Origin of the sequence: Streptococcus parasanguinis, assembly GCF_047463195.1 — a bacterium.
GTDB classification, from domain to species: domain Bacteria; phylum Bacillota; class Bacilli; order Lactobacillales; family Streptococcaceae; genus Streptococcus; species Streptococcus parasanguinis_R.
This window is the reverse complement of record NZ_JASHEI010000007.1, coordinates 91,600-116,331: the sequence shown is the minus strand read 5'-3', so window position 1 is coordinate 116,331 and position 24,732 is coordinate 91,600. Positions and strand designations below refer to the sequence as shown.

At 42.1% G+C, this 24,732-nt stretch carries 36 protein-coding genes; 1 reads left to right on the top strand and 35 read right to left on the bottom strand.

Going from position 1 to position 24,732, the window contains the following annotated elements; all coding sequences use genetic code 11:
• Positions 1–158: 158 nt before the first annotated feature.
• The 31 genes from QM870_RS07625 to tgt all read right to left on the bottom strand — a co-directional run bounded on the left by QM870_RS07625 (position 159) and on the right by tgt (position 17,780).
• Positions 159–1,430, bottom strand: a complete 1,272-nt coding sequence (locus tag QM870_RS07625) for a glutamate--cysteine ligase family protein (RefSeq protein ID WP_049472516.1) — start codon at positions 1,428–1,430, stop codon at positions 159–161.
• A gap of 254 nt (positions 1,431–1,684) precedes the next feature.
• Positions 1,685–2,071 (bottom strand): 50S ribosomal protein L17, encoded by a 387-nt coding sequence (gene rplQ, locus QM870_RS07620; protein WP_003002399.1) that lies wholly within the window; start codon positions 2,069–2,071, stop codon positions 1,685–1,687.
• Positions 2,072–2,082: 11 nt separating this feature from the next.
• Complete coding sequence (locus QM870_RS07615; protein WP_003009635.1) at positions 2,083–3,021, bottom strand: DNA-directed RNA polymerase subunit alpha; 939 nt, start codon at positions 3,019–3,021, stop codon at positions 2,083–2,085.
• Between the two features lie 45 nt (positions 3,022–3,066).
• Entirely contained in the window at positions 3,067–3,450 is a 384-nt protein-coding gene (rpsK, locus tag QM870_RS07610) for a 30S ribosomal protein S11 (protein ID WP_003002390.1), read from the bottom strand.
• A gap of 23 nt (positions 3,451–3,473) precedes the next feature.
• On the bottom strand, positions 3,474–3,839 hold the full coding sequence (gene rpsM, locus QM870_RS07605) for a 30S ribosomal protein S13 (protein WP_003009631.1): 366 nt from the start codon (positions 3,837–3,839) through the stop codon (positions 3,474–3,476).
• A gap of 17 nt (positions 3,840–3,856) precedes the next feature.
• On the bottom strand, positions 3,857–3,973 hold the full coding sequence (gene rpmJ / locus QM870_RS07600) for a 50S ribosomal protein L36 (protein ID WP_001808836.1): 117 nt from the start codon (positions 3,971–3,973) through the stop codon (positions 3,857–3,859).
• 23 nt (positions 3,974–3,996) lie between these two features.
• Positions 3,997–4,215, bottom strand: coding sequence for a translation initiation factor IF-1 (gene infA / locus QM870_RS07595; RefSeq protein WP_001029883.1), 219 nt, complete (start codon positions 4,213–4,215; stop codon positions 3,997–3,999).
• A gap of 116 nt (positions 4,216–4,331) precedes the next feature.
• A complete protein-coding gene (locus QM870_RS07590; RefSeq protein WP_021154254.1) occupies positions 4,332–4,970 on the bottom strand; it encodes an adenylate kinase in 639 nt (212 codons plus the stop codon).
• Positions 4,971–5,066: 96 nt separating this feature from the next.
• On the bottom strand, positions 5,067–6,377 hold the full coding sequence (secY, locus tag QM870_RS07585) for a preprotein translocase subunit SecY (RefSeq protein ID WP_023920186.1): 1,311 nt from the start codon (positions 6,375–6,377) through the stop codon (positions 5,067–5,069).
• Positions 6,378–6,389: 12 nt separating this feature from the next.
• A complete protein-coding gene (gene rplO / locus QM870_RS07580) occupies positions 6,390–6,830 on the bottom strand; it encodes a 50S ribosomal protein L15 (RefSeq protein WP_003002405.1) in 441 nt (146 codons plus the stop codon).
• A gap of 145 nt (positions 6,831–6,975) precedes the next feature.
• Positions 6,976–7,158: a 50S ribosomal protein L30 gene (rpmD, locus tag QM870_RS07575; protein WP_002894509.1), complete on the bottom strand. Its 183-nt coding sequence runs from the start codon at positions 7,156–7,158 to the stop codon at positions 6,976–6,978.
• 14 nt (positions 7,159–7,172) lie between these two features.
• Positions 7,173–7,667, bottom strand: coding sequence for a 30S ribosomal protein S5 (gene rpsE / locus QM870_RS07570; protein ID WP_003009617.1), 495 nt, complete (start codon positions 7,665–7,667; stop codon positions 7,173–7,175).
• Positions 7,668–7,684: 17 nt separating this feature from the next.
• Positions 7,685–8,041 carry a 50S ribosomal protein L18 gene (gene rplR / locus QM870_RS07565; protein WP_003010871.1) on the bottom strand — a complete coding sequence of 119 codons (357 nt, stop codon included), beginning with the start codon at positions 8,039–8,041 and terminating at the stop codon, positions 7,685–7,687.
• Between the two features lie 83 nt (positions 8,042–8,124).
• Positions 8,125–8,661 carry a 50S ribosomal protein L6 gene (gene rplF / locus QM870_RS07560; RefSeq protein ID WP_003009612.1) on the bottom strand — a complete coding sequence of 179 codons (537 nt, stop codon included), beginning with the start codon at positions 8,659–8,661 and terminating at the stop codon, positions 8,125–8,127.
• 189 nt (positions 8,662–8,850) lie between these two features.
• Positions 8,851–9,249: a 30S ribosomal protein S8 gene (gene rpsH, locus QM870_RS07555; protein ID WP_003010897.1), complete on the bottom strand. Its 399-nt coding sequence runs from the start codon at positions 9,247–9,249 to the stop codon at positions 8,851–8,853.
• Between the two features lie 283 nt (positions 9,250–9,532).
• Positions 9,533–9,718, bottom strand: coding sequence for a type Z 30S ribosomal protein S14 (locus tag QM870_RS07550; RefSeq protein ID WP_001085699.1), 186 nt, complete (start codon positions 9,716–9,718; stop codon positions 9,533–9,535).
• Between the two features lie 17 nt (positions 9,719–9,735).
• Entirely contained in the window at positions 9,736–10,278 is a 543-nt protein-coding gene (rplE, locus tag QM870_RS07545; RefSeq protein ID WP_003009606.1) for a 50S ribosomal protein L5, read from the bottom strand.
• A gap of 23 nt (positions 10,279–10,301) precedes the next feature.
• Positions 10,302–10,607 carry a 50S ribosomal protein L24 gene (rplX, locus tag QM870_RS07540; protein WP_003002315.1) on the bottom strand — a complete coding sequence of 102 codons (306 nt, stop codon included), beginning with the start codon at positions 10,605–10,607 and terminating at the stop codon, positions 10,302–10,304.
• A gap of 75 nt (positions 10,608–10,682) precedes the next feature.
• Positions 10,683–11,051 (bottom strand): 50S ribosomal protein L14, encoded by a 369-nt coding sequence (gene rplN / locus QM870_RS07535; RefSeq protein ID WP_003002384.1) that lies wholly within the window; start codon positions 11,049–11,051, stop codon positions 10,683–10,685.
• A gap of 25 nt (positions 11,052–11,076) precedes the next feature.
• The gene (gene rpsQ / locus QM870_RS07530; protein ID WP_000440801.1) at positions 11,077–11,337 is read right to left on the bottom strand and encodes a 30S ribosomal protein S17; all 261 of its coding nucleotides are present in this window, start codon (positions 11,335–11,337) and stop codon (positions 11,077–11,079) included.
• Positions 11,338–11,360: 23 nt separating this feature from the next.
• Positions 11,361–11,567 (bottom strand): 50S ribosomal protein L29, encoded by a 207-nt coding sequence (gene rpmC / locus QM870_RS07525; RefSeq protein WP_003002350.1) that lies wholly within the window; start codon positions 11,565–11,567, stop codon positions 11,361–11,363.
• Between the two features lie 9 nt (positions 11,568–11,576).
• A complete protein-coding gene (gene rplP / locus QM870_RS07520; protein ID WP_000960947.1) occupies positions 11,577–11,990 on the bottom strand; it encodes a 50S ribosomal protein L16 in 414 nt (137 codons plus the stop codon).
• 3 nt (positions 11,991–11,993) lie between these two features.
• Complete coding sequence (rpsC, locus tag QM870_RS07515; RefSeq protein WP_003002336.1) at positions 11,994–12,647, bottom strand: 30S ribosomal protein S3; 654 nt, start codon at positions 12,645–12,647, stop codon at positions 11,994–11,996.
• A 12-nt stretch (positions 12,648–12,659) separates the two neighbouring features.
• Positions 12,660–13,004: a 50S ribosomal protein L22 gene (gene rplV, locus QM870_RS07510; protein WP_000818139.1), complete on the bottom strand. Its 345-nt coding sequence runs from the start codon at positions 13,002–13,004 to the stop codon at positions 12,660–12,662.
• Positions 13,005–13,015: 11 nt separating this feature from the next.
• Entirely contained in the window at positions 13,016–13,297 is a 282-nt protein-coding gene (gene rpsS, locus QM870_RS07505) for a 30S ribosomal protein S19 (RefSeq protein ID WP_000533766.1), read from the bottom strand.
• Positions 13,298–13,393: 96 nt separating this feature from the next.
• Positions 13,394–14,227, bottom strand: a complete 834-nt coding sequence (rplB, locus tag QM870_RS07500; RefSeq protein WP_414369251.1) for a 50S ribosomal protein L2 — start codon at positions 14,225–14,227, stop codon at positions 13,394–13,396.
• Positions 14,228–14,244: 17 nt separating this feature from the next.
• Positions 14,245–14,541: a 50S ribosomal protein L23 gene (locus QM870_RS07495; protein ID WP_003009593.1), complete on the bottom strand. Its 297-nt coding sequence runs from the start codon at positions 14,539–14,541 to the stop codon at positions 14,245–14,247.
• Complete coding sequence (gene rplD / locus QM870_RS07490) at positions 14,541–15,164, bottom strand: 50S ribosomal protein L4 (RefSeq protein WP_003009591.1); 624 nt, start codon at positions 15,162–15,164, stop codon at positions 14,541–14,543. Before rplD ends, QM870_RS07495 begins: the two co-directional genes overlap by 1 nt.
• A 24-nt stretch (positions 15,165–15,188) precedes the next feature.
• Positions 15,189–15,815, bottom strand: coding sequence for a 50S ribosomal protein L3 (gene rplC, locus QM870_RS07485; protein WP_003010846.1), 627 nt, complete (start codon positions 15,813–15,815; stop codon positions 15,189–15,191).
• 81 nt (positions 15,816–15,896) lie between these two features.
• Positions 15,897–16,205 carry a 30S ribosomal protein S10 gene (gene rpsJ, locus QM870_RS07480; RefSeq protein ID WP_003009585.1) on the bottom strand — a complete coding sequence of 103 codons (309 nt, stop codon included), beginning with the start codon at positions 16,203–16,205 and terminating at the stop codon, positions 15,897–15,899.
• 432 nt (positions 16,206–16,637) lie between these two features.
• A complete protein-coding gene (gene tgt / locus QM870_RS07475) occupies positions 16,638–17,780 on the bottom strand; it encodes a tRNA guanosine(34) transglycosylase Tgt (RefSeq protein WP_129299720.1) in 1,143 nt (380 codons plus the stop codon).
• 150 nt (positions 17,781–17,930) lie between these two features.
• Here tgt and QM870_RS07470 point away from each other — a divergent pair, with 150 nt between their 5' ends.
• Positions 17,931–18,800 carry a DUF975 family protein gene (locus QM870_RS07470; RefSeq protein WP_414369249.1) on the top strand — a complete coding sequence of 290 codons (870 nt, stop codon included), beginning with the start codon at positions 17,931–17,933 and terminating at the stop codon, positions 18,798–18,800.
• Positions 18,801–18,857: 57 nt separating this feature from the next.
• Here the strand turns inward: QM870_RS07470 and QM870_RS07465 are convergent, their stop codons facing one another.
• The 4 genes from QM870_RS07465 to trpA all read right to left on the bottom strand — a co-directional run bounded on the left by QM870_RS07465 (position 18,858) and on the right by trpA (position 24,731).
• Positions 18,858–19,310, bottom strand: a complete 453-nt coding sequence (locus QM870_RS07465) for a CoA-binding protein (RefSeq protein ID WP_414369247.1) — start codon at positions 19,308–19,310, stop codon at positions 18,858–18,860.
• A gap of 136 nt (positions 19,311–19,446) precedes the next feature.
• Positions 19,447–22,092: a DNA polymerase I gene (gene polA / locus QM870_RS07460; protein ID WP_414369245.1), complete on the bottom strand. Its 2,646-nt coding sequence runs from the start codon at positions 22,090–22,092 to the stop codon at positions 19,447–19,449.
• A gap of 257 nt (positions 22,093–22,349) precedes the next feature.
• Positions 22,350–23,813, bottom strand: coding sequence for an alpha-L-fucosidase (locus tag QM870_RS07455; protein WP_340281865.1), 1,464 nt, complete (start codon positions 23,811–23,813; stop codon positions 22,350–22,352).
• Positions 23,814–23,954: 141 nt separating this feature from the next.
• The gene (trpA, locus tag QM870_RS07450; RefSeq protein WP_023920174.1) at positions 23,955–24,731 is read right to left on the bottom strand and encodes a tryptophan synthase subunit alpha; all 777 of its coding nucleotides are present in this window, start codon (positions 24,729–24,731) and stop codon (positions 23,955–23,957) included.
• Between the last annotated feature and the right edge of the window lies 1 nt (position 24,732).

Below are 24,732 nucleotides of genomic sequence, written 5' to 3'. Positions count from 1 at the left end.
CTTGTTCAGTTTTCAAAGGTCTTTGTCGCTCTCGCGCGACAACTATATTAGTATATCATGACCTACCCTTACTGTCAATACTTTTTTCCAAAATTTTTTATTTTTTTGAAAGTTTTTTTGAAATAAACAAAGAAAAGCCTGTATTACAGGCTTTTCTATTAGTCTAGTTCTTTGTTAATGATGAGAAATTTTTCTTCTCCATAACCTCTTTTAATTAATCCTGCTTTAGCTATGTCCAGAAGATCTTTTGAAAAGGATTGTATCGCTTCTTTTTCCTTTTCACTTAGATTTTTCTTTGAATATTTCTTTCTAAGTTTTCGATAGTCCTGTTCTTCATTTTTAAAAAATGAACATTCTTCTAAATAGTTTTCCAGTTTTTCTAATTCTACAAACAAGCCCAACTCAAAGGCTATCGGGGCAAAGGTGGTTTCTAATGGTTGTGTACAAACGCTTCTAAATTCCACAGTCCCACGAGCAGTTAAATCTTGAAATTGGTAACTTCGATGTTGTTTTAGATCTTCTTTTACAGGGTTAATGATCTTCTCATTTCCATCAGCCGTATAGGCCGTAATTTCTTTTTGATCTAGATAGTTTTCCACTCGAATTGGTTTAAAATAATATGATTTGCCCTCTCTAATTGCCGTAAAAATAGCTGTTCTAGCGAGATTATTAAAAAACTCTTCTTCGCTTTGGTAGTCCTTAGGATAAATCCCTACATTTTCCTTATAATAACCATGTAAGGATTCTTCCCAGAAAATATCTCTGGCAATTTTTGTATCCCAAACCTCTGCTGAAAATTCTGAGTTAGAAAACAAATATGCTTTTACTGCTTCAATTTTATTAAATGCATTAATGATGCGAAGATAGTTATCGCGCCTTACATCCAATTGAACCTGGTTTCCGCATATAAATGCTCCGTACGAAGGATAGGAGTGTGTTTTCATCCCTGTACCATTCATTGCAAGGAAAGCCATTAACATCTTGTATCGTTCGATTTTCACTGGGCTATTATCATTTTCTTTCCACAAAGGATGGATTCCGCGCCCTTGGATTTCGTGATTATTTTCTTGCAAAATCGGTTGAATGATCTTTAAATAGGCCTCAAAACGTTTGGCTACCTCATTTATAGAATGAGCTCTCTCAAATGCAAATTCAATTGTATTGTAACTCAACTCGAATAGAATACGATCTTTAGAAGAGCAGTGAATCAATTGAATGGGATTTTGATCGTCATCTATTTTTTCAACTTCAAAATCTGATAAGTTGGCTAAGGTTCGAAAAAGATTTTTCGTCACCTCTATATTTGTTTTGTTTCCATTTGTTTCTACAATCGGAAACTCTAATTCAACTCCGACAAAGAGTTCCGAATCCTCTTTCATATTACTAAGGTACTTCTCTTTTAGTAATTTAATTGCTTGTTGTTTTGTCATTGAATCCTTTTTCTTCTATTGGAGATATGGGTTCCATTATATCATTTTTTGCTATTCTCGACTACTCATGAAAAGCAAGACAAAACGCCTGCTTACGAAATTGTTTTAAATTAAAGCAATTTCGTAAACAAGCGTCTACCATTCATTCAATATGATGAGTGTTCCCGCTGGGGAAAATCCCCAGCGGTAGACCAGAGCTAGACTAAGAATAACAGTGTATTCCATCATCATAACACTCAACAAAATTGATGATATTATACCAATTCGATGATAGCCATTGGCGCAGCATCACCACGACGTGGTTCAGTTTTAAGGATACGAGTATATCCACCATTGCGCTCAGCATAACGAGGTGCTAATTCAGAGAACAATTTTTGAAGTGCAGTTGTTTCTGAGTATTTACCTGTTTCTTCATCAAAGTTTTGTGATGCAACTTCGTTACGTACGAATGCAGCAGCTTGACGACGTGCATGCAAATCACCACGTTTACCCAAAGTAATCATTTTTTCAACTGATTTACGGATTTCTTTCGCACGTGCTTCAGTTGTTACAATTGCTTCATTGATGATAAGATCTGTAGTCAAATCGCGAAGCATCGCTTTACGTTGTGAGCTAGTGCGTCCTAGTTTACGGTAAGCCATGTATTCCTCCTCTATTTATCGTTTTTTAACCCAAGGCCTAAGTCGGCAAGTTTGATTTTAACTTCTTCAAGACTCTTACGTCCCAAGTTACGAACTTTCATCATTTCTGCTTCTGATTTTTCAGTCAAATCGTAAACAGTATTAATGCCAGCACGTTTCAAACAGTTATATGAACGAACTGAAAGATCTAATTCTTCGATCGTACGTTCTAAAATGCGATCATCAGAAGTTGTATCTACTTCCTTCATAACATCTGTTGCAATAGCAATTTCAGTTAAGTTTGTGAATAGATTTAGGTGTTCTGTCAAAATACGAGCAGACAAACCTAAGGCATCTTCTGGAATGATTGTCCCATTTGTCAAAATTTCAAGGGTTAGCTTGTCAAAGCCATCGTTGCTACCAACGCGTGCTGGTTCAACTTGGTAATTGACTTTAGTCACTGGCGTATAGATTGAATCTACAGCAAGTGTTCCCACTGGTGCATCATCTTTTTTGTTTTGATCAGCTGGAACATAGCCACGTCCACTGTTTACAGTAAGCGTCGCTTTCAAAGATGCTCCCTCTCCGATTGTAAATAGATAATGATCAGGGTTTACAATTTCGATGTCACTATCAGTAAGAATATCTCCAGCAGTTACTTCTGCAGGTCCTTCTACATCAAGTTCAATAATCTTTTCGTCTTGGACGTAAGATTTAACGGCGATTCCTTTAACGTTAAGAATAATTTGCATAACGTCTTCACGGACTCCTGGAACGGTATCAAATTCGTGGAGTACACCTTCAATGTTGATTGAAGTGACAGCTGCACCTGGAAGTGAAGCCAGAAGTACACGACGAAGTGAGTTTCCAAGTGTTGTACCATAGCCACGTTCAAGTGGTTCTACGACAAACACGCCATAATCTTTGTTTTCATCAATTTTTGTTATATTTGGTTTTTCAAACTCAATCATTTGCTATACTCCCTCTTAAACGAAAAGCTGTGTAATTGTTGATGATTATACACGGCGACGTTTTGGAGGACGAGCACCATTGTGTGGTACAGGAGTTACATCGCGGATTGCAGTTACTTCAAGACCAGCAGCAGCAAGTGCACGAATAGCAGACTCACGACCTGAACCAGGACCTTTAACAGTTACTTCAACAGATTTAAGTCCGTGTTCTTGAGCAGCTTTTGCAGCAGCTTCTGATGCCATTTGAGCAGCAAATGGTGTAGATTTACGAGAACCTTTAAATCCAAGTGCACCTGCAGATGACCAAGCGATTGCGTTACCATGCACATCAGTAATCATAACAATTGTGTTGTTAAATGTAGCGTGAATATGAGCAATACCAGATTCGATATTCTTTTTCACACGACGTTTACGTGTTGGTTTAGCCAAGATTTTTACCTCCTTATTTTATTTTATTTTTTCTTACCTGCAATCGCAACAGCTTTACCTTTACGAGTGCGAGCATTGTTTTTAGTGTTTTGTCCACGAACTGGAAGTCCACGACGGTGACGGATACCACGGTATGAACCGATTTCCATCAAGCGTTTGATGTTCAAGTTTACTTCACGACGAAGGTCACCTTCAACTTTGATTGCGTCAACTTCACGACGGATAGCATCTTCTTGATCTGGTGTAAGATCGCGAACACGAATATCTTCAGAAACGCCTGCAGCAGCAAGGATTTTCTTAGATGTTGGAAGTCCGATACCGTACACATAAGTCAATGAAATTACTACACGTTTGTCATTTGGAATGTCAACTCCAGCAATACGAGCCATGTTTTCTCCTTTCTATCTTATCCTTGACGTTGTTTGTGTTTTGGATTTGCTGGGCAAATTACCATAACACGACCATTACGACGAATTACTTTACAGTATTCGCAAATTGGTTTGACCGATGGTCTTACTTTCATTTTTATCCCTCCAAGTTTTTCGATTATTTAAAGCGGTATGTGATACGTCCACGTGTCAAATCGTACGGACTCATCTCCACTGTAACACGATCTCCCGCTAAAATACGAATATAGTTTTTACGAATTTTACCAGAAACTGTTGCTAAAATCTGATGTCCATTTTCAAGTTCAACCGTAAACATAGCATTCGGCATTGTATCGACTACTTTGCCTTCTACTTCAATCACATCGTCTTTTGCCACGCAAAAGTACCTCCATAAATTTCGATTCATTCCTCTGAGCACAGAGGTAACAATTATAAGTCAGACTAACTAATTGTAACACTAGTTGTCCAATATTGCAAGCATGAAAAACGCTTTTATTTCAAATTTGACAAGACTTTTTCAATGTCTGAAAATACATCATTGATATCTTGGTTCCCTTGGATGTCATGTACGAGTCCTTTTGAACGATAAAATTCAATGATTGGTTCACCTTGGGCAATATTAACATCCAAACGACGTTTTACTGTCTCAGGTTTATCATCTTCACGTTGGTAGTAATCTTCCTCTTTGTAATCAACTGGTGGATTGAATACTTTATGGAAAGTTTCTCCAGTTTGACGATGAATGATACGTCCGCTCAAACGCTCTAAAAGACTGTCTGGATTTACTTCGATGTTGATAACACCTTCAAGCTCAATACCAAGTTCAGCCAATGTTTTATCTAAAGCATGAGCTTGCTCAATGGTACGTGGATATCCGTCTAACAAGAAACCTGTTTCTTTAATATCATCTTGAGCAAGGCGTTCTTTTACAATTCCATTGGTTACTTCATCTGGTACCAACTCACCTTTATCAATGTATGATTTTGCAAGCACACCCATTTCAGTTTGGTTAGCCATCGCTGCGCGGAACATATCTCCAGTGGAGATATGCGCTACGTGAAACTCTTCAACGATTTTAGCTGCTTGAGTTCCTTTACCTGCTCCAGGCAACCCCATAATTAAAAGATTCATGATGAATTCTCCTTATTTTGTTTTTAAATGGAAGCAGGAGCGAATTCCTATTTCCATTTAAAAACAAAATAGAAGGCTGACAAAGTCAACCTTATTCTATTCTGTTGTTGTGTCCATAAATCCGACATACTTACGTTTTAATAAGTAGCCTTCTAATTGTTTCATTCCCTCAATACCTGTTGAAATAATGATTAACAAACTAGTTCCTCCAAGAGCAACTGCATCTGTCAAACCAAATAAATCTCGAGCCAGGATTGGAATGATGGTAATAAAGCCAAGGAATACTGATCCGACGCTTGCTAAACGACGTAGCAAACGAGACATAAACTCTTCTGTCCCCTTACCAGGGCGGACGCCTGGGATATAGGCACCACTCTTTTGAAGGTTTTCTGCCGTTTTTTCAGGATTGATCTGAACAAACGTGTAGAAGAAGGTGAAGAGAATGATCAATAAGGCATACATTGCCACACCAGTTGGTGTGTTTGTAGCCAACATGGCTTGAGCTGTTTTCACCCATCCTGCATTGTAACCCATAGCGCTAATCACTTGGAAAATTGCAGCAGGCGCTGCTGTAATCGAACTAGCGAAGATGACAGGAATAACTCCTGCTGGGTTTACTTTCAAAGGTAGGTAAGAACTTGATGGAGCTCCTTGTGCAATCTTTGTATATTGGATTGGAATCTTGTATTGTGCTTGCTCCACAAAGGTTGTAAAGTAAACAATAACCAAGACAGCAAGGATTAATACCCCAACAAAAATGAGGGAATTGGTCATTTGACCAGAACGAACATTCACAAATGCATTTTCATAGATTTCTTTAATCATCTCAGGAATTGATGACACAATCCCTGCAAAGATAATCATTGAAACACCATTACCGTACCCTTTATCTGTGATTTGTTCTCCAAGCCAAGTCACAATCATGGAACCGGTCGTCAGAATCGCACCGATTAATAGATAGGTCTTGGTATTTGGAGTTGCGACTAATTTCGCCTGAGACAAAGTGTGGAAGGTGGCTGTAATCCCGATGGATTGAACAAAGGCTAGAACCAAAGAAATATAGCGTGTTGCTTGGTTGAGCTTTCTTCGACCAACTTCCCCTTGTTTGCCCCATTCAACAAACTTAGGCAACAGATCCATTTGCAAAAGTTGCACGACGATCGAAGCTGTAATGTATGGGCTAACCCCTAATGCGAAAACTGAGAAGTTCCTCATGGCATTCCCAGAAACCAAACTGAGCATGTTCAAGAAGGACACATCTTGAAGGTTGTTCAGAATTTTCGCATTTACACCAGGCACTGTAATCGTGGTCCCAATGCGGAAAACAAGAATGATGAAGATCGTAAATAAAATCTTCGACCGTACTTGTTTCACCTTAAATGCATCTTTTAATAATTTAAAAAACATAGGTCACCTCACTTAGATGACTTCAACTGAACCACCTTTAGCAGTGATAGCTTCTTCAGCTGATTTAGAGAATTTAGCTGCTTTAACAGTCAACTTCTTAGTCAATTCTCCGTTACCAAGAATTTTGATACCTGATTTTTCAGCTTTTACAATTCCTGATTCTACAAGTACTACTGGAGTTACTTCAGCACCATCTTCAAAGGCGTTCAATTGATCAAGGTTCACAATAGCATATTCTTTAGCGTTGATGTTTGTAAATCCACGTTTTGGAAGACGACGGAACAATGGAGTTTGTCCACCTTCAAAACCAAGACGTACACCGCCACCGCTACGAGCTTTTTGACCTTTTTGACCACGGCCAGAAGTTTTACCATTACCAGATGAAGTACCACGACCAACACGGTTGCGGACTTTACGTGAACCTGTAGCAGGTTGTAATTCATGAAGTTTCATTATTTATTTTCTCCTCTTTTGTAAATTGCTAACGCATGTAATCAGGAAAAGGTGTCCTAACTACAAACTCGCCTATACTTATATTTAGTTTTAGGGGATGAGAACTTCTCATACCCCTGAAAACTTTGTTTCTATTTTAAATAGATTATTTTACTTCTTCAACTGTTACCAAGTGAGATACAGCAGTGATCATACCACGTACTGCTGGGTTATCTTCTTTAATAACAGAGCTGTTCAATTTGCCAAGTCCAAGTGCTACAACAGTTTTACGTTGTGACGGGATGCGTCCGATTGGAGACTTAGTCAAAGTAATTTTAATTTGAGCCATTTGAATCTCCTTTCTTAAGCCAAGTCAGAAACTGAAATACCACGAAGGGCAGCAACTTCATCAGCGCGTTTCAATTGTGCCAAACCGTTAACAGTTGCACGAACGATGTTGATTGGAGTGTTTGATCCAAGTGATTTAGATGTAACATCTGCAATACCTGCCAATTCGACAACGGCACGAACTGCTCCACCTGCAGCAACCCCAGCCCCTTCGATAGCTGGTTTCAACAATACACGAGCTCCACCAAATACTGATGTTACTTCATGTGGAATTGTTGTTCCAACCATAGGAACTTCGATCAAGTTTTTCTTAGCATCTTCAACAGCCTTACGGATTGCTTCTGGAACTTCTTGAGCTTTACCAGTACCAAATCCAACACGGCCATTACGGTCACCAACAACTACAAGAGCTGCAAAACGAAGACGACGTCCACCTTTAACAACTTTTGTTACACGGTTGATGGCAACTACGCGTTCTTCAAGTTCAACTGCATTATCTTTAAATGCCATTTTCTAGTGTCCTCCTATTAGAATTTCAATCCGTTTTCACGAGCTGCATCAGCCAAAGCTTTAACACGTCCGTGATATAGATATCCACCGCGGTCGAACACCACTTCAGAAATACCTTTAGCAACTGCACGTTCAGCAACAAGTTTGCCGACAACAACGGCTTGTTCAGTTTTAGTTCCTTTTGAAACTTCTTTGTCAAGAGTTGAAGCGCTTGCGAGCGTTACACCCGCTACGTCATCAATTACTTGAGCGTAGATGCCTGTATTAGAACGGAATACGTTCAAACGTGGGCGATCAGCAGTTCCAGAGAGTTTTCCGCGAACGCGACGGTGGCGTTTTTGACGGATTTTGTTTTTATCTGGTTTCGAAATCACAATTTTCACCTCTTAATTTTAAAATCATGTGCTAAGCACTGAGTTGGTAAGATGAAGGTTGGTTGAAAAACAACCAAACTACATTATTTACCTGTTTTACCTTCTTTGCGGCGAACGTATTCACCAACATAACGGATCCCTTTACCTTTGTATGGTTCAGGTGAACGAAGGCTACGTACATAAGCAGCTGTTTGACCAACTACTTCTTTTGAAATTCCGCTAACAACGATTGTTGTTGGGTTTGGAAGTTCAAAAGTAATTCCTTCTGGAGCTTCAACTTCGTCTGGGTGTGATTTACCAACAGCCAAAACAAGTTTTGATCCTTGAAGTTGTGCACGGTATCCAACCCCGCGCATTTCAAGTTCTTTCTTGAATCCTTCTGATACACCAGTAACCATGTTGTTCAAAAGGGCACGAGTTGTTCCGTGGATTGTTTTCATTTCTTTTGAATCGTTTGGACGGTGAAGTGTTACTTCAGTACCTTCCACACGGATTTCAATATCTTTTGAGAACTCACGAGTAAGTTCTCCTTTAGGTCCTTTTACAGTTACAACGTTGTCATTGTTAGTGATTTCAACACCAGCAGGCAACACGATAACTTTATTACCAATACGTGACATGTTTTTTATTCTCCTGTTAAATTGTCAGACCTTTGCGGGCCAGTTTTCACGGGGTTTAAATCTTTTTGATTTAAAAGTTAATGTTTAGGTCTCATTTTCTAAGTGAATCAAGGCATTGTCTCGCAGACATAACTTTGGGTTAGGCAAGAGACAATAACGAAGAGTCACAACGAAATCGGGAACTAAATATTACCAAACGTAAGCGATAACTTCCCCACCAACGTTCTTTTGGCGTGCTTCTTTATCAGTAAGCAAACCTTCAGAAGTTGAAAGGATAGCAATTCCAAGTCCGTTAAGAACTTTTGGAAGATCTTCACGTTTTTTGTAAACACGCAAACCTGGTTTAGATACACGTTTCAAGTTTGTGATAACTTTTTCACCGTTTTGTCCGTATTTCAAGAATACACGGATGATGCCTTGTTTGTCATCTTCGATGAATTCAACGTTTTTTACAAAACCTTCGCGTTTAAGGATTTCAGCAATCCCTTTTTTGATGTTTGATGCAGGTACTTCAAGTACTTCGTGTTTTGCTTGGTTAGCGTTACGAATACGTGTAAGGAAGTCTGCGATTGGGTCAGTCATAACCATTATAATTTCTCCTCTTACTAGTAGTTTGCAAGTTGCACTTGCTAGTTAATACATGATACAGTGAGCGTAACAGCGAGAGCAAAAATAGGCAATTTGATGCAGGAGCGATGCTCCAAAGAAAATTGGTCTTTTTTGCCAAAGCTGTAGCTCGTGTTCAAATTGGCAAGCCCAACTGAACCCGGGCTAAACTCTGTGTGAAAAAGATAAACTTTCCTAGAAACTAAAGTTTCTTCGTCAAGTTTCCTATTTTCACTTGGAGTTTTAACGCCCTTGATATCTTAAATTACCAAGATGCTTTTGTGACACCTGGGATTTGACCTTTGTATGCCAATTCACGGAAGCAAACACGGCAAAGTTTAAACTTGCGGTAAACTGAGTGTGGACGTCCACAACGTTCACAGCGAGTGTATGCTTGAGTAGAGAACTTCGCTGGGCGTTTGTTCTTAGCAATCATAGATTTTTTAGCCATTAGTTTTACCTCCTATATTATTTTGCAAACGGCATTCCGAGGCCAGTAAGCAATGCACGTGATTCTTCGTCTGTGTTCGCTGTAGTTACGATTACGATATCCAAACCACGAGTTTTATCAACATCATCAAAGTTGATTTCTGGGAAGATCAATTGTTCTTTCACACCAAGTGTGTAGTTTCCGCGTCCATCAAATGATTTAGTTGGAACACCATGGAAGTCACGTACACGTGGAAGTGAAACTGTTACCAATTTATCCAAGAATTCGTACATACGTTCACCACGAAGGGTAACTTTTGCACCGATCGCAACACCTTCACGAAGACGGAAGCCGGCGATTGATTTTTTAGCCTTAGTGATCAATGGTTTTTGACCTGAGATCAAAGCAAGCTCTTCAGCAGCTTTTTCAAGGTTTTTAGCATTTGATACTGCATCACCAACACCCATGTTCAAAACGATTTTATCAACTTTTGGCACAGCCATAACTGATGAATAGTTGAACTGTTCAGTCAATGATGGTACTACTTCATTAAGGTATTTTTCTTTTAAACGATTAGCCATTATACTTCTCCTTTCCTTCGTGATTAGTCAAGCACTTCGCCTGATTTTTTGTTGTAGCGAACTTTTTTGCCGTCTACAAATTTGTAGCCAACACGTCCAGCAACACCGTTTTTGTCCAAAACTTGAACGTTAGAAGCATGGATTGGAGCTTCTTTTTCAACGATTGCACCTTGAGGGTTTTCGTTATTTGGACGTTGGTGTTTCTTGATGATGTTTACACCTTCTACAACAACTTTATTTACTTTTGGAAGAGCAGTAAGAACAACAGCTTCTACGCCTTTGTCTTTACCAGCGATTACGCGAACTTTGTCGCCTTTTTTTACAAACATTTTATTCTCCTTTTATTCTTACGCCCGATGGGCACCCTGGCTTATGCCAGGGGACTGTGTTTGTTTTTTTATTGATTAAAGTACTTCTGGAGCAAGTGACACGATCTTCATGAAACCACCGTCACGCAATTCACGTGCAACTGGGCCAAAGATACGAGTTCCGCGAGGAGTTTTGTCGTCACGGATGATTACTGCTGCATTTTCGTCGAATTTGATGTATGAACCATCTTTACGACGAGCACCTGATTTAGTACGAACGATAACAGCTTTTACAACGTCACCTTTCTTAACCGCACCACCAGGAGTAGCTTGTTTTACTGATGCAACGATTACATCACCGATGCTCGCGAATTTACGTTTTGAACCACCAAGAACTTTGATTGTCAAGATTTCGCGTGCGCCACTGTTGTCAGCGACTTTCAAACGAGTTTCTGTTTGAATCATTTACGTTTTCTCCTTTCAGGTATGATTAGATGATGACCGCTTCTTCAACGACTTCTACAAGACGGAAGCGTTTTGTAGCTGAAAGCGGACGAGTTTCCATGATACGAACGATATCGCCTTCTTTAGCAACATTGTTTTCATCATGAGCTTTGTATTTTTTAGAATAGTTGATACGTTTACCATAGACTGGGTGGTTACGTTTAGTTTCAACTACAACTGTGATTGTTTTGTCCATTTTGTCAGACACAACGCGTCCAACAAGAACTTTACGATTATTGCGTTCCATTGAAATTCTCCTTCCCTAGTCTATTATTTAGCTTCTGATTGAACAGTTTTGATACGAGCGATTTGTTTTTTCACTTCTTTCAAACGTCCAGTTTGTTCCAATTGACCAGCAGCCGCTTGGAAACGAAGTTCAAACAATTCTTTCTTCAATTCATTTTCACGCTTCGCGAGTTCTTCTTGAGAAAGACCACGAAGTTCTTTAACAAATTCTTTTACTTCTGTAAGTTTCATGACCTCTCCTTATTCTGCTTCACGTTTCACAAATTTAGTTTTAACTGGCAATTTGTGGCTAGCAAGACGAAGCGCTTCGCGTGCGATCTCTTCAGATACACCAGCAATTTCGAACATCACTTTACCACGTTTAACTGGTGCTACCCAACCTTCAGGAGCCCCTTTACCAGATCCCATACGTACCCCGATAGCTTTAGCGGTGTATGATTTGTGTGGGAAAATCTTAATCCAAACTTTACCACCACGTTTCATGTAACGAGTCATGGCGATACGAGCAGCCTCGATTTGACGGTTTGTGATCCAGTGGCTAGTTGTAGCTTGAAGACCGTATTCACCGAATGCTACTTCTTTTCCACCTTTTGCTTCACCGCGCATTTTACCACGGAATTCGCGACGGTGTTTTACACGTTTAGGTACTAACATTGGTTATTTACCTCCTTTAGCGTCTTTACGAGCTGGAAGAACTTCACCACGGTAGATCCATACTTTAACACCAAGTTTACCGTAAGTAGTGTCTGCTTCTTCCCAAGCGTAATCGATATCAGCGCGAAGTGTGTGGAGTGGAACAGTTCCTTCAGAGTATCCTTCTGCACGGGCAATATCTGCACCGTTCAAACGACCTGATACTTGAGTTTTGATTCCTTTAGCTCCAGCACGCATAGCACGTTGGATCGCTTGTTTTTGTGCACGACGGAAAGCAACACGTTGTTCCAATTGACGAGCAATTCCTTCACCAACAAGGTGAGCATCCAAATCAGGACGTTTGATCTCAATGATGTTGATGTGGACTTGTTTACCAGTCAATTTGTTAAGAGCTGCACGAAGTGCATCAACGTTTGCTCCACCTTTACCGATAACCATACCTGGTTTAGCAGTGTGAAGTGAAACGTTAACTTTGTTTACTGCGCGTTCGATTTCAATAGTTGAAACGGCTGCGTCAGCCAATTCTTTTTGAATGAATTTACGGATTGCAAGATCTTCATGAAGGTAATCCGCGTATTCTTTTTCAGCATACCATTTGGCATCCCAATCACGGATGATACCAACACGCATACCAATTGGATGTACTTTTTGACCCACGAGTTTACCTCCTTATTTTTCTGCAACAGCTACTGTGATGTGAGCTGTACGTTTGTTGATTGGTGATGCTGAACCTTTCGCACGTGGACGGAAACGTTTCATTGTTGGTCCTTCGTTTGCGAATGCTTCAGATACTACCAAGTTAGCTTTTTCCAAACCAAAGTTGTTTTCAGCGTTTGCTACTGCTGAGTTCAACACTTTAAGGATGATCCCTGCAGCTTTGTTTGGTGTGAATGTCAAAATAGCGATGGCATCGGCTACGCTTTTACCACGGATGTTGTCAAGAACAAGACGTGATTTACGAGGTGAAACACGCACTGTACGAGCCATTGCTTTAGCTGAAGTAATTTCTGCCATTTATGTTCTCCTTATTTTCTACGTGTCTTCTTGTCGTCTGCCGCGTGACCTTTGTAAGTACGAGTTGGTGCAAATTCACCAAGCTTGTGACCTACCATGTCTTCTTGGATGTAAACAGGTACATGTTTACGTCCATCATAAACTGCGATAGTGTATCCGATGAAACTTGGGAAGATCGTTGAACGACGTGACCAAGTTTTAATTACTTTTTTCTTTTCGTCGTTTGCTTGAGCTTCAACTTTTTTCATCAAATGCTCATCGACGAAAGGTCCTTTTTTAAGACTACGTCCCATTTTGTAATTTTCTCCTTTAAAATTTAGTACCACAGCGGCTTGCGCTGCTATGCAGCGCTACCGAGCTGGCGGAAAGTGTAAGCTAGTTGCTTATGATTATTTTTGGTTGCGACGACGAACGATAAGTTTGTCAGATTTCGCTTTCTTGTTACGAGTTTTAAGACCAAGCGCAGGTTTACCCCAAGGAGTAGATGGCGCTTTACGTCCAACTGGTGCTTTACCTTCACCACCACCGTGTGGGTGATCATTCGGGTTCATTACAGAACCACGAACTGTAGGGCGAACACCTTTCCAGCGGTTACGTCCCGCTTTACCAAGGTTTACAAGTCCATGTTGTTCGTTTCCGACAACACCAACTGTAGCACGGCAAGTTCCAAGAATCATACGAACTTCGCCTGATTGAAGACGAACAAGTACATATTTACCTTCAGAACCCAATACTTGAGCAGAAGCTCCAGCAGCACGTACCAATTCTCCACCTTTACCAGGTTTCAATTCGATGTTGTGGATCAAAGTACCAACTGGGATGTTAGCAAGCGGAAGAGCATTTCCGACTTTGATATCTGCTTCTGGTCCTGATACAATGCGTTGACCTACTTCAAGGCCTTTAGGGGCGATGATGTAAGCTTTCACACCGTCAGTGTAGTATACAAGCGCGATGTTAGCTGAGCGGTTTGGATCGTATTCGATCGTTTTAACGACTGCTTCAACTCCATCTTTGTTACGTTTGAAATCGATCAAACGGTAATGACGTTTGTGTCCACCACCTTGGTGACGAACAGTGATACGACCGTTGTTGTTACGACCTGCTTTGTTTTTAAGAGAAACAAGCAAAGTTTTCTCAGGTGTGTTTGTTGTGATTTCAGCGAAATCCAAAGAAGTCATATTACGGCGACCGTTTGTTGTTGGTTTATAAACACGAATTCCCACGATATTTCCTCCTTAGATTATTCAGCTTCAGTAGCAAACAACTCGATTGCTTTAGAATCAGCTGCAAGCGTGATGATAGCTTTTTTAGTTTTTGAAGTAAAACCAGTGTAACGTCCAACGCGTTTTGCTTTAGGTTTTACGTTTACAGTGTTCACATTCGCAACTTTTACACCTTCAAACGCAGCTTCAACAGCTTGTTTGATCAAAAGTTTGTGAGCGCGAGTGTCAACTTCGAATACATATTTGCCTGCTTCAAGTTGAGCCATTGACTTTTCAGTGATAACAGGTTTTTTGATAACATCATACAAATTCATTATGCAAGAACCTCCTCGATTTTAGAGATAGCTGCTTGAGTAACAAGAAGTTTGTCACTATTTGCGATGTCAAGAACACTTGCAGTTGTAGCAGTCGCAACTTTCACGTTTGGAAGGTTACGAGCTGAAAGAGCTGCGAATTCATTTCCTTCTTCAAGAATAACAAGGACTTTAGAATCGATGCTCAAAGCTGCAAGAACTTTTGCAAATTCAGCAGTTTTTGGAGCTGTAAATTCAAGAGAATCAACGGCTACAAATTTGTTTTCAGCAACTTTTTCTGAGTAAACAGATTTAAGTGCAAGGCGACGAACTTTTTGAGGAAGTTTGTACGCATAGCTACGTGGAGTTGGTCCGAAGACGATTCCACCACCACGCCATTGTGGAGAGCGGATAGAACCTTGACGAGCACGTCCAGTTCCTTTTTGACGCCATGGTTTGCGTCCGCCACCTGAAACGGCTGAACGGTTTTTAACTGCGTGAGTCCCTTGACGAAGGCTAGCACGTTGGCTGATGATTACATCAAATACAACTGCTTGGTTTGGTTCGATACCAAAGATCGCATCGTTAAGAACAACTTCGCCCGCTTGTTTACCAGTTTGGTCGAATAATGTTACATTTGCCATTTTGACTGTATTCCCCTTTCCTTATTATTTACCAGCTTTAACTGCTGACTTGATAGTGATAAGAGATTTCTTAGCACCTGGTACGTTACCTTTAATAAGGATAACGTTCTTTTCTGGAACAACTTGTACAACTTCAAGGTTTTGAATCGTTACACGATCGCCACCCATGCGTCCTGCAAGGTTTTTACCTTTGAATACGCGGTTAGGTGCAACAGGTCCCATAGAACCTGGACGACGGTGGTAACGAGAACCGTGAGCCATAGGTCCACGTGATTGCCCGTGGCGTTTGATAACACCTTGGAAACCTTTACCTTTAGAAGTACCAGTTACATCAACAATGTCTCCAGCTTCGAAAGTGTCAACTGTGATTTCAGCACCAACTTCCAAGCCTTCAACGTTTTTGAATTCACGAATGAAGCGCTTAGGAGCCGTGTTAGCTTTTGCTACATGTCCTTTAGCAGGTTTGTTGCTCAATACTTCGCGTTTGTCATCGAAACCAACTTGGATAGCGTTGTAACCATCTGTTTCAACAGTTTTAACTTGAAGAACAACGTTTGGAGTTGCTTCGATAACTGTTACAGGGATCAATTCGCCAGCTTCAGTGAAGATTTGAGTCATTCCCACTTTTTTCCCTAAGATTCCTTTTGTCATGAGAAAATAGTTCCTTTTCTATAGTTTTTTATTCAAAAAGTTTTTAACGAGCGTTTTTTATGCTCTTGATCAAGCTTTAGATTAAAGTTTGATTTCTACGTTTACACCACTTGGAAGATCCAATTTCATCAAAGCGTCAACTGTTTTTTGAGTTGGGTTGATGATGTCGATCAAACGTTTGTGTGTACGCATTTCGAATTGTTCGCGAGAATCTTTGTATTTGTGAGTCGCACGAATGATTGTGTAGAGGCTACGCTCAGTTGGAAGTGGGATTGGACCCGCAACTTGTGCACCTGTACGAGTAGCTGATTCTACGATTTTTGCAGCCGCTGTGTCGAGTGTACGGTGTTCGTACGCTTTCAAACGGATGCGGATTTTTTTGTTTGCCATCTTTTTCTCCTTTTCGTCTATTTAAGATAATAGGCTAGCTCCACAAGAAAACCGACGCGCGTTGCGTGGCAATGCAACCGAGCGTGTCGCAACCTCTTGCATCAAAGCTAATAGCTGTTTTTCACAGCACCATAGTAGTTTAACACAAACAAAGGCCCAATGCAAGGGATTTGAGAAGATTTTTTTCGTTTTTTTGATGAAAGTGTTTTCGAAAGAAAAAGCGTGCTAAAAAAGTTGCTATTATATAGGAAAAAGGGAGCGAGACAGAACAAATTTATATCCAATTTGTTCGTCGTCTCGCCCCCGCACAGTTGATTAGGTTATCTTTGGAGCTTAACAAGCGAACAAAGATACCAATCAACCACTGCGTCTAGCAGTTATTCCTATTATTCTCAGATGGCTGTAGTCTTTTTTCTTCCTATTTATCTATTTCTAGAAATTCCGTCCTGATTTGTTATAGCCATATTTTTCAACGAAATGCTCACGGAATTCTAAGAGATTGTCATCCATGATGGCTTGACGGACCTGCTTCATGAGGTTGATCAAGAAATACAAGTTGTGGTAGCTGGTCAAGCGAATGCCGAAGGTCTCATCTGCCTTGAGGAGGTGGCGAAGATAAGCTCGGGTGTAATTTTTACAAGTGTAGCAATCACATTCGGGATCCAGCGGTGTAAAGTCTTCTGCAAATTGCGCATTTTTCACTACCAGGCGTCCTTGGCTAGTCATACAGGTCCCGTTTCGCGCAATCCGCGTCGGCAAGACACAGTCAAACATGTCCACTCCACGAATAACCCCATCGATCAGACTGTCTGGAGCCCCCACTCCCATGAGATAGCGCGGCTTGTTTTCTGGTAAGAGTGGAGTTGTGAAATCCAACACGGCATTCATCTCTTCATGGCTTTCCCCAACAGCTAAGCCACCAATGGAATAGCCTGGGAAGTCCATACTGACCAGATCTTGAGCAGACTGACGGCGCAAGTCTTCAAATCCAGCCCCTTGGACAATCCCGAAAAGACCTTGATCATGAGGGCGACGGTGAGCCTTCAGTCCACGTTCTGCCCAACGACTGGTCCGTTCGATCGATTTTTTCACATAATCATAGGGCTGATAGAACTGAGGACATTCGTCAAAGGACATCATGATGTCGCTCCCTAGATTGTTTTGGATGGAAATAGCCTTTTCTGGAGAAAGGAACATCTTCGAGCCGTTGAGGTGGTTTTTAAAGGTCACCCCTTCTTCGGTGATATTGCGGCTATCCGCTAGTGAATAGACTTGGAAACCTCCACTATCTGTCAAAATGGGCTGATCCCAGTTCATGAACTGGTGCAATCCTCCTGCTTTTGCGACTAGATCATCCCCCGGACGAAGCCAAAGATGGTAGGTGTTAGCCAAGATAATTCCGGAGCCCATTTCCTTGAGTTCTTCTGGTGATTGAGTCTTAACAGTTGCCTGAGTTCCTACAGGCATAAACATTGGGGTCGGGAAGGTCCCGTGAGGGGTGATAATTTCTCCCAGACGAGCACCTGTATGCTTTTCTTTTTTGATTAATCGATATTGAATCGGTGAATCTGTCATGGTTACCTCCGTACTGGGAAAGACAGTCCCAGCCTTCTTATTCCTGTCACAGTTTTCCTGTGAGCACCTGTACGATTGTACCAAATTTTACCGGCTCTGTCACGGACTTATGTTATAATAAAAAGTACTACTATGAAGAGAGTGTCATCTATGAACCTTAAATTGATTCGCCTCCGGGCACGCACCATGCAAATCCAGCAACCGGGCTTAGCTATCCTTTTTGCTCTTCCGGCCCTGCTGACCATTCTTGCTAACTTTCTCTTAAGCGGGCAAGATCTGATCGATCTACTACCGGATATGACCTTGCAGCAAGCAAGTGTTTACATGATCCAGCGGCAGCTCTTTCCTTCTGTTGTCTCCTTTGTCATCTCCATTTTAGTGGTCGGTGCAACTTTTAGCTATTTAGATGCGATTAATCCCAAGATTGAACACCGAACACGCGTCTTAGATATCTTTAAACAAGATCGCTTTACCTCTGTATTTGCCACCTTGATCTTGAAGCAAGCCGTCCTCTTTTTATGGGGACTCATCCTCTATGTAGGGAGCCTCATCAGCACCTACGCTAGCATTCGATTTTTGGCGATCTACGACAAGGTAAGCAACCCTAGTACTTTGAGTGCTTCCAGTCCTGAATTTCAATCTCTCATGCAACAAATGCCTCTGATGACGGCCGGTGTCGTACTGGGCCTACTCGGCCTCTTCTTTTACCTGCCACAATACTACAGTCTCAGTTTGGTTGAATTGATCCTCTACGAGCAATTACGAGACGGCGACTACAAGGGAGCCTTTGGAGTGCTTCGCCAAAGTCGTGAAACCATGAAAGGGTTCCGCAGCAATCGCTTGGTGCTCGATCTAACCTTGATTGGTTGGTACTTCTTGAATTACTTCACGCGCGATGTCATCGGCTTTTATACCATGCCTTACTTTATCAACTGCCAAATTGCCTTTTATGATCAAATCAAGCAGATTAAACAAGGGCCGCGCCATTTTACAGGCCATCCAAGCCATGAAACTGAATAAGAGTAAGAAGAAAACCCCAGCTTGCTGGGGTTTTCTTCTATGTCAATTGTTTATCATTTATAAACCGTATAGGGAGTCTCCTAAGAGCAGTCGGGTGTGTTCCCGTTTGATACAGCGGTTCATGACAATATCTTCTCGTCCAGCTCCACGAAGGATTTCTTCTGCTTCTTGATTTTCCAGCTCCAATTGTGCCCAGAAAATTTTCGCATCCGTCTCAATAAAATCACGTGCCACATCTGGTAAAAACTCACTGCGACGATATACATCGACGATATCTACTGGGAAAGGGATCTCCTGCAAGCTAGCGTACACCGTTTCTCCAAGGATTTGGCCACCGGCTGCACGAGGATTAACGGGAATAATTCGATAGCCCCGCTCTTGCATCTCCTTGCTGACACGATGACTGGTTGTGTCTTCACGATCAGATAATCCAACTACAGCGATGATCTTGCTGGTTTCTAGGTAATGTTTGATAATACCATCACTAGGATTGCAAAATGAATAGGCCATATGAATCTCCTTTTTGTATGCGTTTCCTTTCTTTAACATAGTATAACAATACGAAGGGCATTGCAAGTGTTTGTCGTTAAAAACGGTAGGAAACTGAAAAGTCTCCTACCGCTTTCTGTTTTAAACAAACTCAATCTTATTTGGCTTCATACCATGTTTTGCCTTCATTCTCATCAGCTTCCAGTGGAACTGCAAGTTCGATAGCGGATTCCATAGTCTCTTTGACGAGTTCTTTAATCGCTGCCAGTTCATCACTTGGCACTTGCAGAACGATTTCATCGTGCACTTGAAGAAGCATCTTGGTCTTGTATGCTCCTCTTTCTAGCGCTTGGTCCAAGTGGATCATGGCAATTTTCAAGATGTCGGCTGCCGATCCTTGGATGGGTGAGTTGATAGCCGTTCGCTCCGCAAAGCCTCGAACATTGAAGTTGCGAGAATTGATATCTGGAATCTCCCGACGACGCTTGAAGAGGGTTTCTACATAGCCTTTGTCACGCGCTTCCCGTACCACTCTCTCCATATAGTCCTTGATACCAGGGTAGCGTTCGAAGTAAGTCTCAATGTAGGCCTTGGCTTCTTTTCGACTGATCCCTAGGTTGTTAGACAGTCCAAAGTCGGAAATTCCATAAACCACACCGAAGTTTACCGCTTTTGCATTACGCCGGTCATTCGGCGTCACATCTTCTGGTTTTTCAATATTGAAAACTCGCATAGCAGTCGATGTATGGATATCTGCCCCATGTTTAAAGGCATCAATCAAATGCTCATCTCCCGAAATATGAGCCAAGACGCGCAGTTCGATCTGTGAATAATCCGAACTCAGCAAGACACTGTTTTCCTCTTCTGGGACAAAGGCCTTGCGAATAAGACGACCTTGTCCCAAACGGACAGGAATGTTTTGCAAGTTGGGATCCACGCTGGACAAGCGTCCTGTCTGCGTCAAATCCTGTACATAGCGGGTATGGATCTTCCCATCTTCCAAAATCCAATCTTGAAGACCGATGACATAGGTCGACTGGATCTTAGCAATTTGGCGGTATTCAAGAATCTTAGACACAATCGGGGCAATTGGAGCCAGGCGTTCCAAGACATCAACGGCTGTTGAATAGCCGGTTTTGGTCTTTTTGGTGTATTCAAGAGGAAGTTCCAATTTTTCAAAGAGGATGACCCCCAATTGTTTTGGAGAATTGATGTTAAACTCTTCGCCTGCCAGCTCGTAAATTTCTTGAGTCAAGCGTTCCAAGACCACTTCGTTTTCCACCTGCATGTCTTCTAGGGTCTGACGCTCTACCTTGATCCCCGCGATTTCCATCTTGGCCAAAACAGCTGCTAGCGGTTGCTCCATATCATAGAGTAAATCTAGTTGGTCATGGGCTTGCAACTGCTCCATCATAGGCTCTTCGGTATCCAGTAGAACAGCGACTTTCCGTGCCAAATGCTCCAATAGGACCGCCTTCTCTGGGATAGCTTTTTTGACTCCCTTGCCATAAACGACTTCGTCCAGCGGCAGCGCAATCTGACTATAGAGACTCGCAATGGTTGAAATTTCATTGTCCTCTACGGTCGACAAGAGATACTTGGCCAATCGACTGTCAAACGCGGGATTTTGAAGGGTAATGCCCAAGTGGCTGAGCAAGACCTTGGCCCGTTTGAAGTCATAGACCTTGAGGGGCGTTTTTTCGAGAAATTCTTTGAAAATCGGTGTTTGTAAAAGACCAGTATCTGTACTCGCGTAGAGCTGACCTTTGGTCCCCCATGCGAAACCGATGATGGGTTCCGTATGGTAATTGTCCCCAAAAATCTCAAAATGGAAGAAACTATCTTCCGTGAGCATATCTGAAGTGACCTGCTCGACTTCTGTATAGTCAATAGCTACAGGAGCTGCTTCTTCTCCACTGAGATCCAAGGCCTGACGGAGTTGCTTGAAGCCCATCTCCTCATAAAACTTGGCAAGATTTTCTAGATGAGGACCCGTATAGGTGATGTCATCCAGACCAATCTCGATAGGCGCATTGGTGTCGATGGTCGCCAGGGTCTTGGATAGGTAGGCCTGCTCCTTGTCGTTGATGAGGTTTTCCTTCATCTTAGAAGCCTTCATCTCATCGATATGCTCATAAATACCATCGAGGGAGCCATACTCAAGGAGCAGTTTGATCCCGGTCTTTTCTCCAATCTTAGTGACACCTGGGATATTATCCGACTTATCTCCCATCAAGGCCTTGAGATCGATAAATTGCTCCGGTGTCAGTCCCATCTTTTCTTTCAAATAGGCTGGAGTGAATTCTTCAAACTCTGCCACTCCTTTTTTTGAGATTTCAACCACTGTGTTGTCATCCGTTAGCTGAATCAAGTCCTTGTCCCCTGAGACAATAGTCACATCAAAAGGAACAGAAGTTGATTCTGCCATCTTATCTAGTGTTCCAATAATATCATCCGCTTCATACTGGGCCAGCTCATAATGGCGGATTCCCAAATGATCCAGTTGCTCACGAATGAAAGGAAACTGCTCGCGGAACTCATCTGGAGTTTTTGCACGGCCCCCTTTGTAGTCGGCATACATCTCCGTCCGAAAAGTCGTCTTTCCTGCATCAAAAGCAACGAGGACATGGGTCGGTTGGATGCGCTCTAAGAGATGGCTCAACATGAGGTTAAAGCCATAAACCGCATTGGTATGCAGACCATTAGCATTTTTGAAACGGTCAATTTGATTATAGAGTGCAAAAAAGGCACGAAAAGCGACGGAAGACCCGTCGATGAGTAGTAATTTATTCTTTTTTTCCATAGGCCTATTATACCACGAATCACAAGGTCTCTGGTACATAAAAACTCTACCCTTTCGGGTAGAGCCTTCTTTAGGAGTTTCTTATGAAAAATGAAGAGAAGTGTTTATTCGCCGTAACAAGAACCTTGTTGTGGCAATTTCTTAAAGCGTTTTGGATAATTAACTGAGATTTTCATTTTCTGTACCTCATTTCTTATTGGATGAGTACAGTATACAAGAGAAACCTAAACGATTCCTTATAGAAAGCTTCAAGAAAACTAAAAGCTGAGGCGCAAAACACGCGGTTGTTTTTTCCTACAAGCTGGTAACTGAAGATGGAGCCCTGTCTCATCTTGGCTCCAAGAAAGAAGCTGACTTTCTCCAAGGAGTTCTAGCTTTTGAATGCGCGCATGAAGAATTCTCGGTTGCTTGAGATCATAGGCGAGAGACGGCAAGGTCAACTCTTCCGTCCTTCCACTTGGTTCCAGCTGGATGGCATAAAGAAAGCCATCACGCATGGTATAGCGGAAATCTTGGCTGGTATAGAGTGGCGCTTGCCCGTCTGAGAAGGAACCTTCCTGGGCCTCGGTCGGTCCGTCCGATGACACCCGCCAAGGCCGACTCTGATAAATGGCTTCTCCATTTACCGCCAGCCAGTCCCCGATCTCTGTGAGGATGTCTTGGTCTTGCTCAGGTATAGTGCCATCTGCCTTGGGTCCAATATTGAGCAGAAGATTGCCATTTTTGGCCACAACATCAACTAAATTTTGTAGCAATTCCTTACTGGTCTTGTAGGCTAGATCCTGGGTATAACACCAAGAATTACGGGCGATCGCGGTATCCATTTGCCACGGAAAGGCTTGCGTCTCTCCGTATCCTCCCCGCTCCATCTCAACGATTCCTGAACCGAAAGGGAGGGCGTCCTGTTTGTAACAAACAGCCACCTTGCGATCCTCTTGTGCTGCTAGATTGTAATAATAAGCCAAAAAGCGCATCAAGTAGGGACGGAAACTCTCATGCTGGATCCACCAGTCAAAATATAGGAGCTCTGGTTGGTAGTCCCGCACCAGTTCACAGGTTCGCAACAGCCAATCTTCCAAGAATTCTTTACTTGGATAAGGCTTAGAAGTCAGATCAAAATGATCCTTGGGCTCTGGCTCCGCTGGCCAATAAAGGCTGTCTCTTGGGACTTCTTGCGGAATGTCACTAGTGAATTCCTTGCCATGTGAAAAGAAAAACTGGTGTTCTGCCCGGTGAGAAGACGTACAAAAGTGCAGACCACGTTTTTCTGCTTCCTCCCTCAGCTCTCCTAAGACATCTCGTCTCGGCCCCATTTCTAAGCTATTATAAGGCGAGAGAGTAGAGGCATACATCTGAAAACCATCGTGGTGCTCCGCAACTGGAAAAAGATACTGGGCTCCCGCTTTTTGAAAGAGATCTAGCCAAGATGCCGGATCAAAGCGATCGGCTGTAAAAAGAGGAATGAGATCCTTGTAGCCAAAGCCGGCCTGGTCTCCAAAATGCTCTCGATGATAGTCACAACAAGGATTCCCTTGGATATACATATTTCGCGAATACCATTCTGAACCAAAGGCAGGTACACTGTAGACGCCCCAGTGGATAAACATTCCAAATTTGGCATCCCGATACCAATCCGGACAGACTTGATGGCTAAGAGAGTCCCAGGTGGGTTCAAAAGGACCTGACTGGATGACTTGATCAATCTCTTCAAGGCTTATCATTCTCTTCTCCTCTTTTCTTGTTACTACCTCTATTGTAACGAGAAAGCCTCGTTTGTAAAGACCAACGAGGGGAATGTTTAAAATAGTAGACAAAGAGCTTGATCTAGGAGAATCAAGCTGATGATGAATGGAATGAAGCTTCTAACCCTTCACTGCTTGAGAAATAAAACGAGCAATGGCGTCTGTCTCCCCTTGGTGGAGAGCCTTAACGATTTTGGACCCCACAATAACCCCATCTGAGACCTTGTTGAAACGGTGAACATCCTCCATGCTGGAAACTCCAAAACCTGTTAAAACAGGAATAGACGCTATTTCATGTAATTGGGCCAAATGGTGATCCAAATCATCTCGATAGCTACCAGCTTTCCCCGTCACTCCATTGACGGCAACGGCATAGATAAATCCTTCTGCATCTTGGATCAATTTCTTCTGGCGCTTGATTCCTGTGGTTAAGCTCACTAGCGGCACCAAAGCGATGTCTTTATCCACTAAGAGAGGTTCTACCAGATCCGCATGCTCATGGGGGAGGTCCGGAATAATCACTCCCTTGACTGCTGTTCCTTCTACATCTCTAAAAAAGTTTTCTAGACCATATTGGAACAAGGGGTTGAAATAGGTCATGATGACCAAAGGAACACTTGTCTCTAAGTGCTGGATCGTTTGCACCAGTTCCTCTGTCGTCGTCCCATGGGCTAAACTTCGTAGTCCCGCCTCTTCAATCACAGGACCATCTGCCACCGGATCCGAAAAAGGAATACCAACCTCAATAGCTGAGACACCAAGTTCCTCCAAAAATTGGATGGTTTCCTGCAAACCTGCCAAGCCTTTTTCATGATCTCCTGCCATAATATAAGGAACAAAGATCCCTTGCTGCTGGTCTTTCAGCTTTTGTAAATGCTCTGTTAAGGTCTTTCCCATC

Bases quoted from the DNA above. Each gene is read 5' to 3' on its own strand.
- rplN (WP_003002384.1), bottom strand. From the start codon at position 11,051: ATGATTCAAACAGAAACTCGTTTGAAAGTCGCTGACAACAGTGGCGCA.
- rplE (WP_003009606.1), bottom strand. From the start codon at position 10,278: ATGGCTAATCGTTTAAAAGAAAAATACCTTAATGAAGTAGTACCATCA.
- rpsH (WP_003010897.1), bottom strand. From the start codon at position 9,249: ATGGTTATGACTGACCCAATCGCAGACTTCCTTACACGTATTCGTAAC.
- QM870_RS07625 (WP_049472516.1), bottom strand. From the start codon at position 1,430: ATGACAAAACAACAAGCAATTAAATTACTAAAAGAGAAGTACCTTAGT.
- QM870_RS07455 (WP_340281865.1), bottom strand. From the start codon at position 23,813: ATGATAAGCCTTGAAGAGATTGATCAAGTCATCCAGTCAGGTCCTTTT.
- trpA (WP_023920174.1), bottom strand. From the start codon at position 24,731: ATGGGAAAGACCTTAACAGAGCATTTACAAAAGCTGAAAGACCAGCAG.
- QM870_RS07465 (WP_414369247.1), bottom strand. From the start codon at position 19,310: ATGGCCTATTCATTTTGCAATCCTAGTGATGGTATTATCAAACATTAC.
- rplQ (WP_003002399.1), bottom strand. From the start codon at position 2,071: ATGGCTTACCGTAAACTAGGACGCACTAGCTCACAACGTAAAGCGATG.
- rpmC (WP_003002350.1), bottom strand. From the start codon at position 11,567: ATGAAACTTACAGAAGTAAAAGAATTTGTTAAAGAACTTCGTGGTCTT.
- secY (WP_023920186.1), bottom strand. From the start codon at position 6,377: ATGTTTTTTAAATTATTAAAAGATGCATTTAAGGTGAAACAAGTACGG.
- QM870_RS07470 (WP_414369249.1), top strand. From the start codon at position 17,931: ATGAACCTTAAATTGATTCGCCTCCGGGCACGCACCATGCAAATCCAG.
- rplV (WP_000818139.1), bottom strand. From the start codon at position 13,004: ATGGCAGAAATTACTTCAGCTAAAGCAATGGCTCGTACAGTGCGTGTT.
- QM870_RS07550 (WP_001085699.1), bottom strand. From the start codon at position 9,718: ATGGCTAAAAAATCTATGATTGCTAAGAACAAACGCCCAGCGAAGTTC.
- rpsS (WP_000533766.1), bottom strand. From the start codon at position 13,297: ATGGGACGTAGTCTTAAAAAAGGACCTTTCGTCGATGAGCATTTGATG.
- rplF (WP_003009612.1), bottom strand. From the start codon at position 8,661: ATGTCACGTATTGGTAATAAAGTTATCGTGTTGCCTGCTGGTGTTGAA.
- rplX (WP_003002315.1), bottom strand. From the start codon at position 10,607: ATGTTTGTAAAAAAAGGCGACAAAGTTCGCGTAATCGCTGGTAAAGAC.
- QM870_RS07615 (WP_003009635.1), bottom strand. From the start codon at position 3,021: ATGATTGAGTTTGAAAAACCAAATATAACAAAAATTGATGAAAACAAA.
- rplC (WP_003010846.1), bottom strand. From the start codon at position 15,815: ATGACAAAAGGAATCTTAGGGAAAAAAGTGGGAATGACTCAAATCTTC.
- rplP (WP_000960947.1), bottom strand. From the start codon at position 11,990: ATGTTAGTACCTAAACGTGTAAAACACCGTCGCGAATTCCGTGGTAAA.
- rpsJ (WP_003009585.1), bottom strand. From the start codon at position 16,205: ATGGCAAACAAAAAAATCCGCATCCGTTTGAAAGCGTACGAACACCGT.
- rpsQ (WP_000440801.1), bottom strand. From the start codon at position 11,337: ATGGAACGCAATAATCGTAAAGTTCTTGTTGGACGCGTTGTGTCTGAC.
- rplD (WP_003009591.1), bottom strand. From the start codon at position 15,164: ATGGCAAATGTAACATTATTCGACCAAACTGGTAAACAAGCGGGCGAA.
- rplO (WP_003002405.1), bottom strand. From the start codon at position 6,830: ATGAAACTTCATGAATTACAACCTGCTACAGGTTCACGTAAAGTCCGC.
- rpmD (WP_002894509.1), bottom strand. From the start codon at position 7,158: ATGGCTCAAATTAAAATTACTTTGACTAAGTCTCCAATCGGACGCATC.
- rpsE (WP_003009617.1), bottom strand. From the start codon at position 7,667: ATGGCATTTAAAGATAATGCAGTTGAACTTGAAGAACGCGTAGTTGCC.
- rpmJ (WP_001808836.1), bottom strand. From the start codon at position 3,973: ATGAAAGTAAGACCATCGGTCAAACCAATTTGCGAATACTGTAAAGTA.
- tgt (WP_129299720.1), bottom strand. From the start codon at position 17,780: ATGACAGATTCACCGATTCAATATCGATTAATCAAAAAAGAAAAGCAT.
- QM870_RS07495 (WP_003009593.1), bottom strand. From the start codon at position 14,541: ATGAATTTGTATGATGTTATCAAAAAACCTGTTATCACTGAAAAGTCA.
- polA (WP_414369245.1), bottom strand. From the start codon at position 22,092: ATGGAAAAAAAGAATAAATTACTACTCATCGACGGGTCTTCCGTCGCT.
- QM870_RS07590 (WP_021154254.1), bottom strand. From the start codon at position 4,970: ATGAATCTTTTAATTATGGGGTTGCCTGGAGCAGGTAAAGGAACTCAA.
- rpsM (WP_003009631.1), bottom strand. From the start codon at position 3,839: ATGGCTCGTATTGCTGGAGTTGACATTCCAAATGACAAACGTGTAGTA.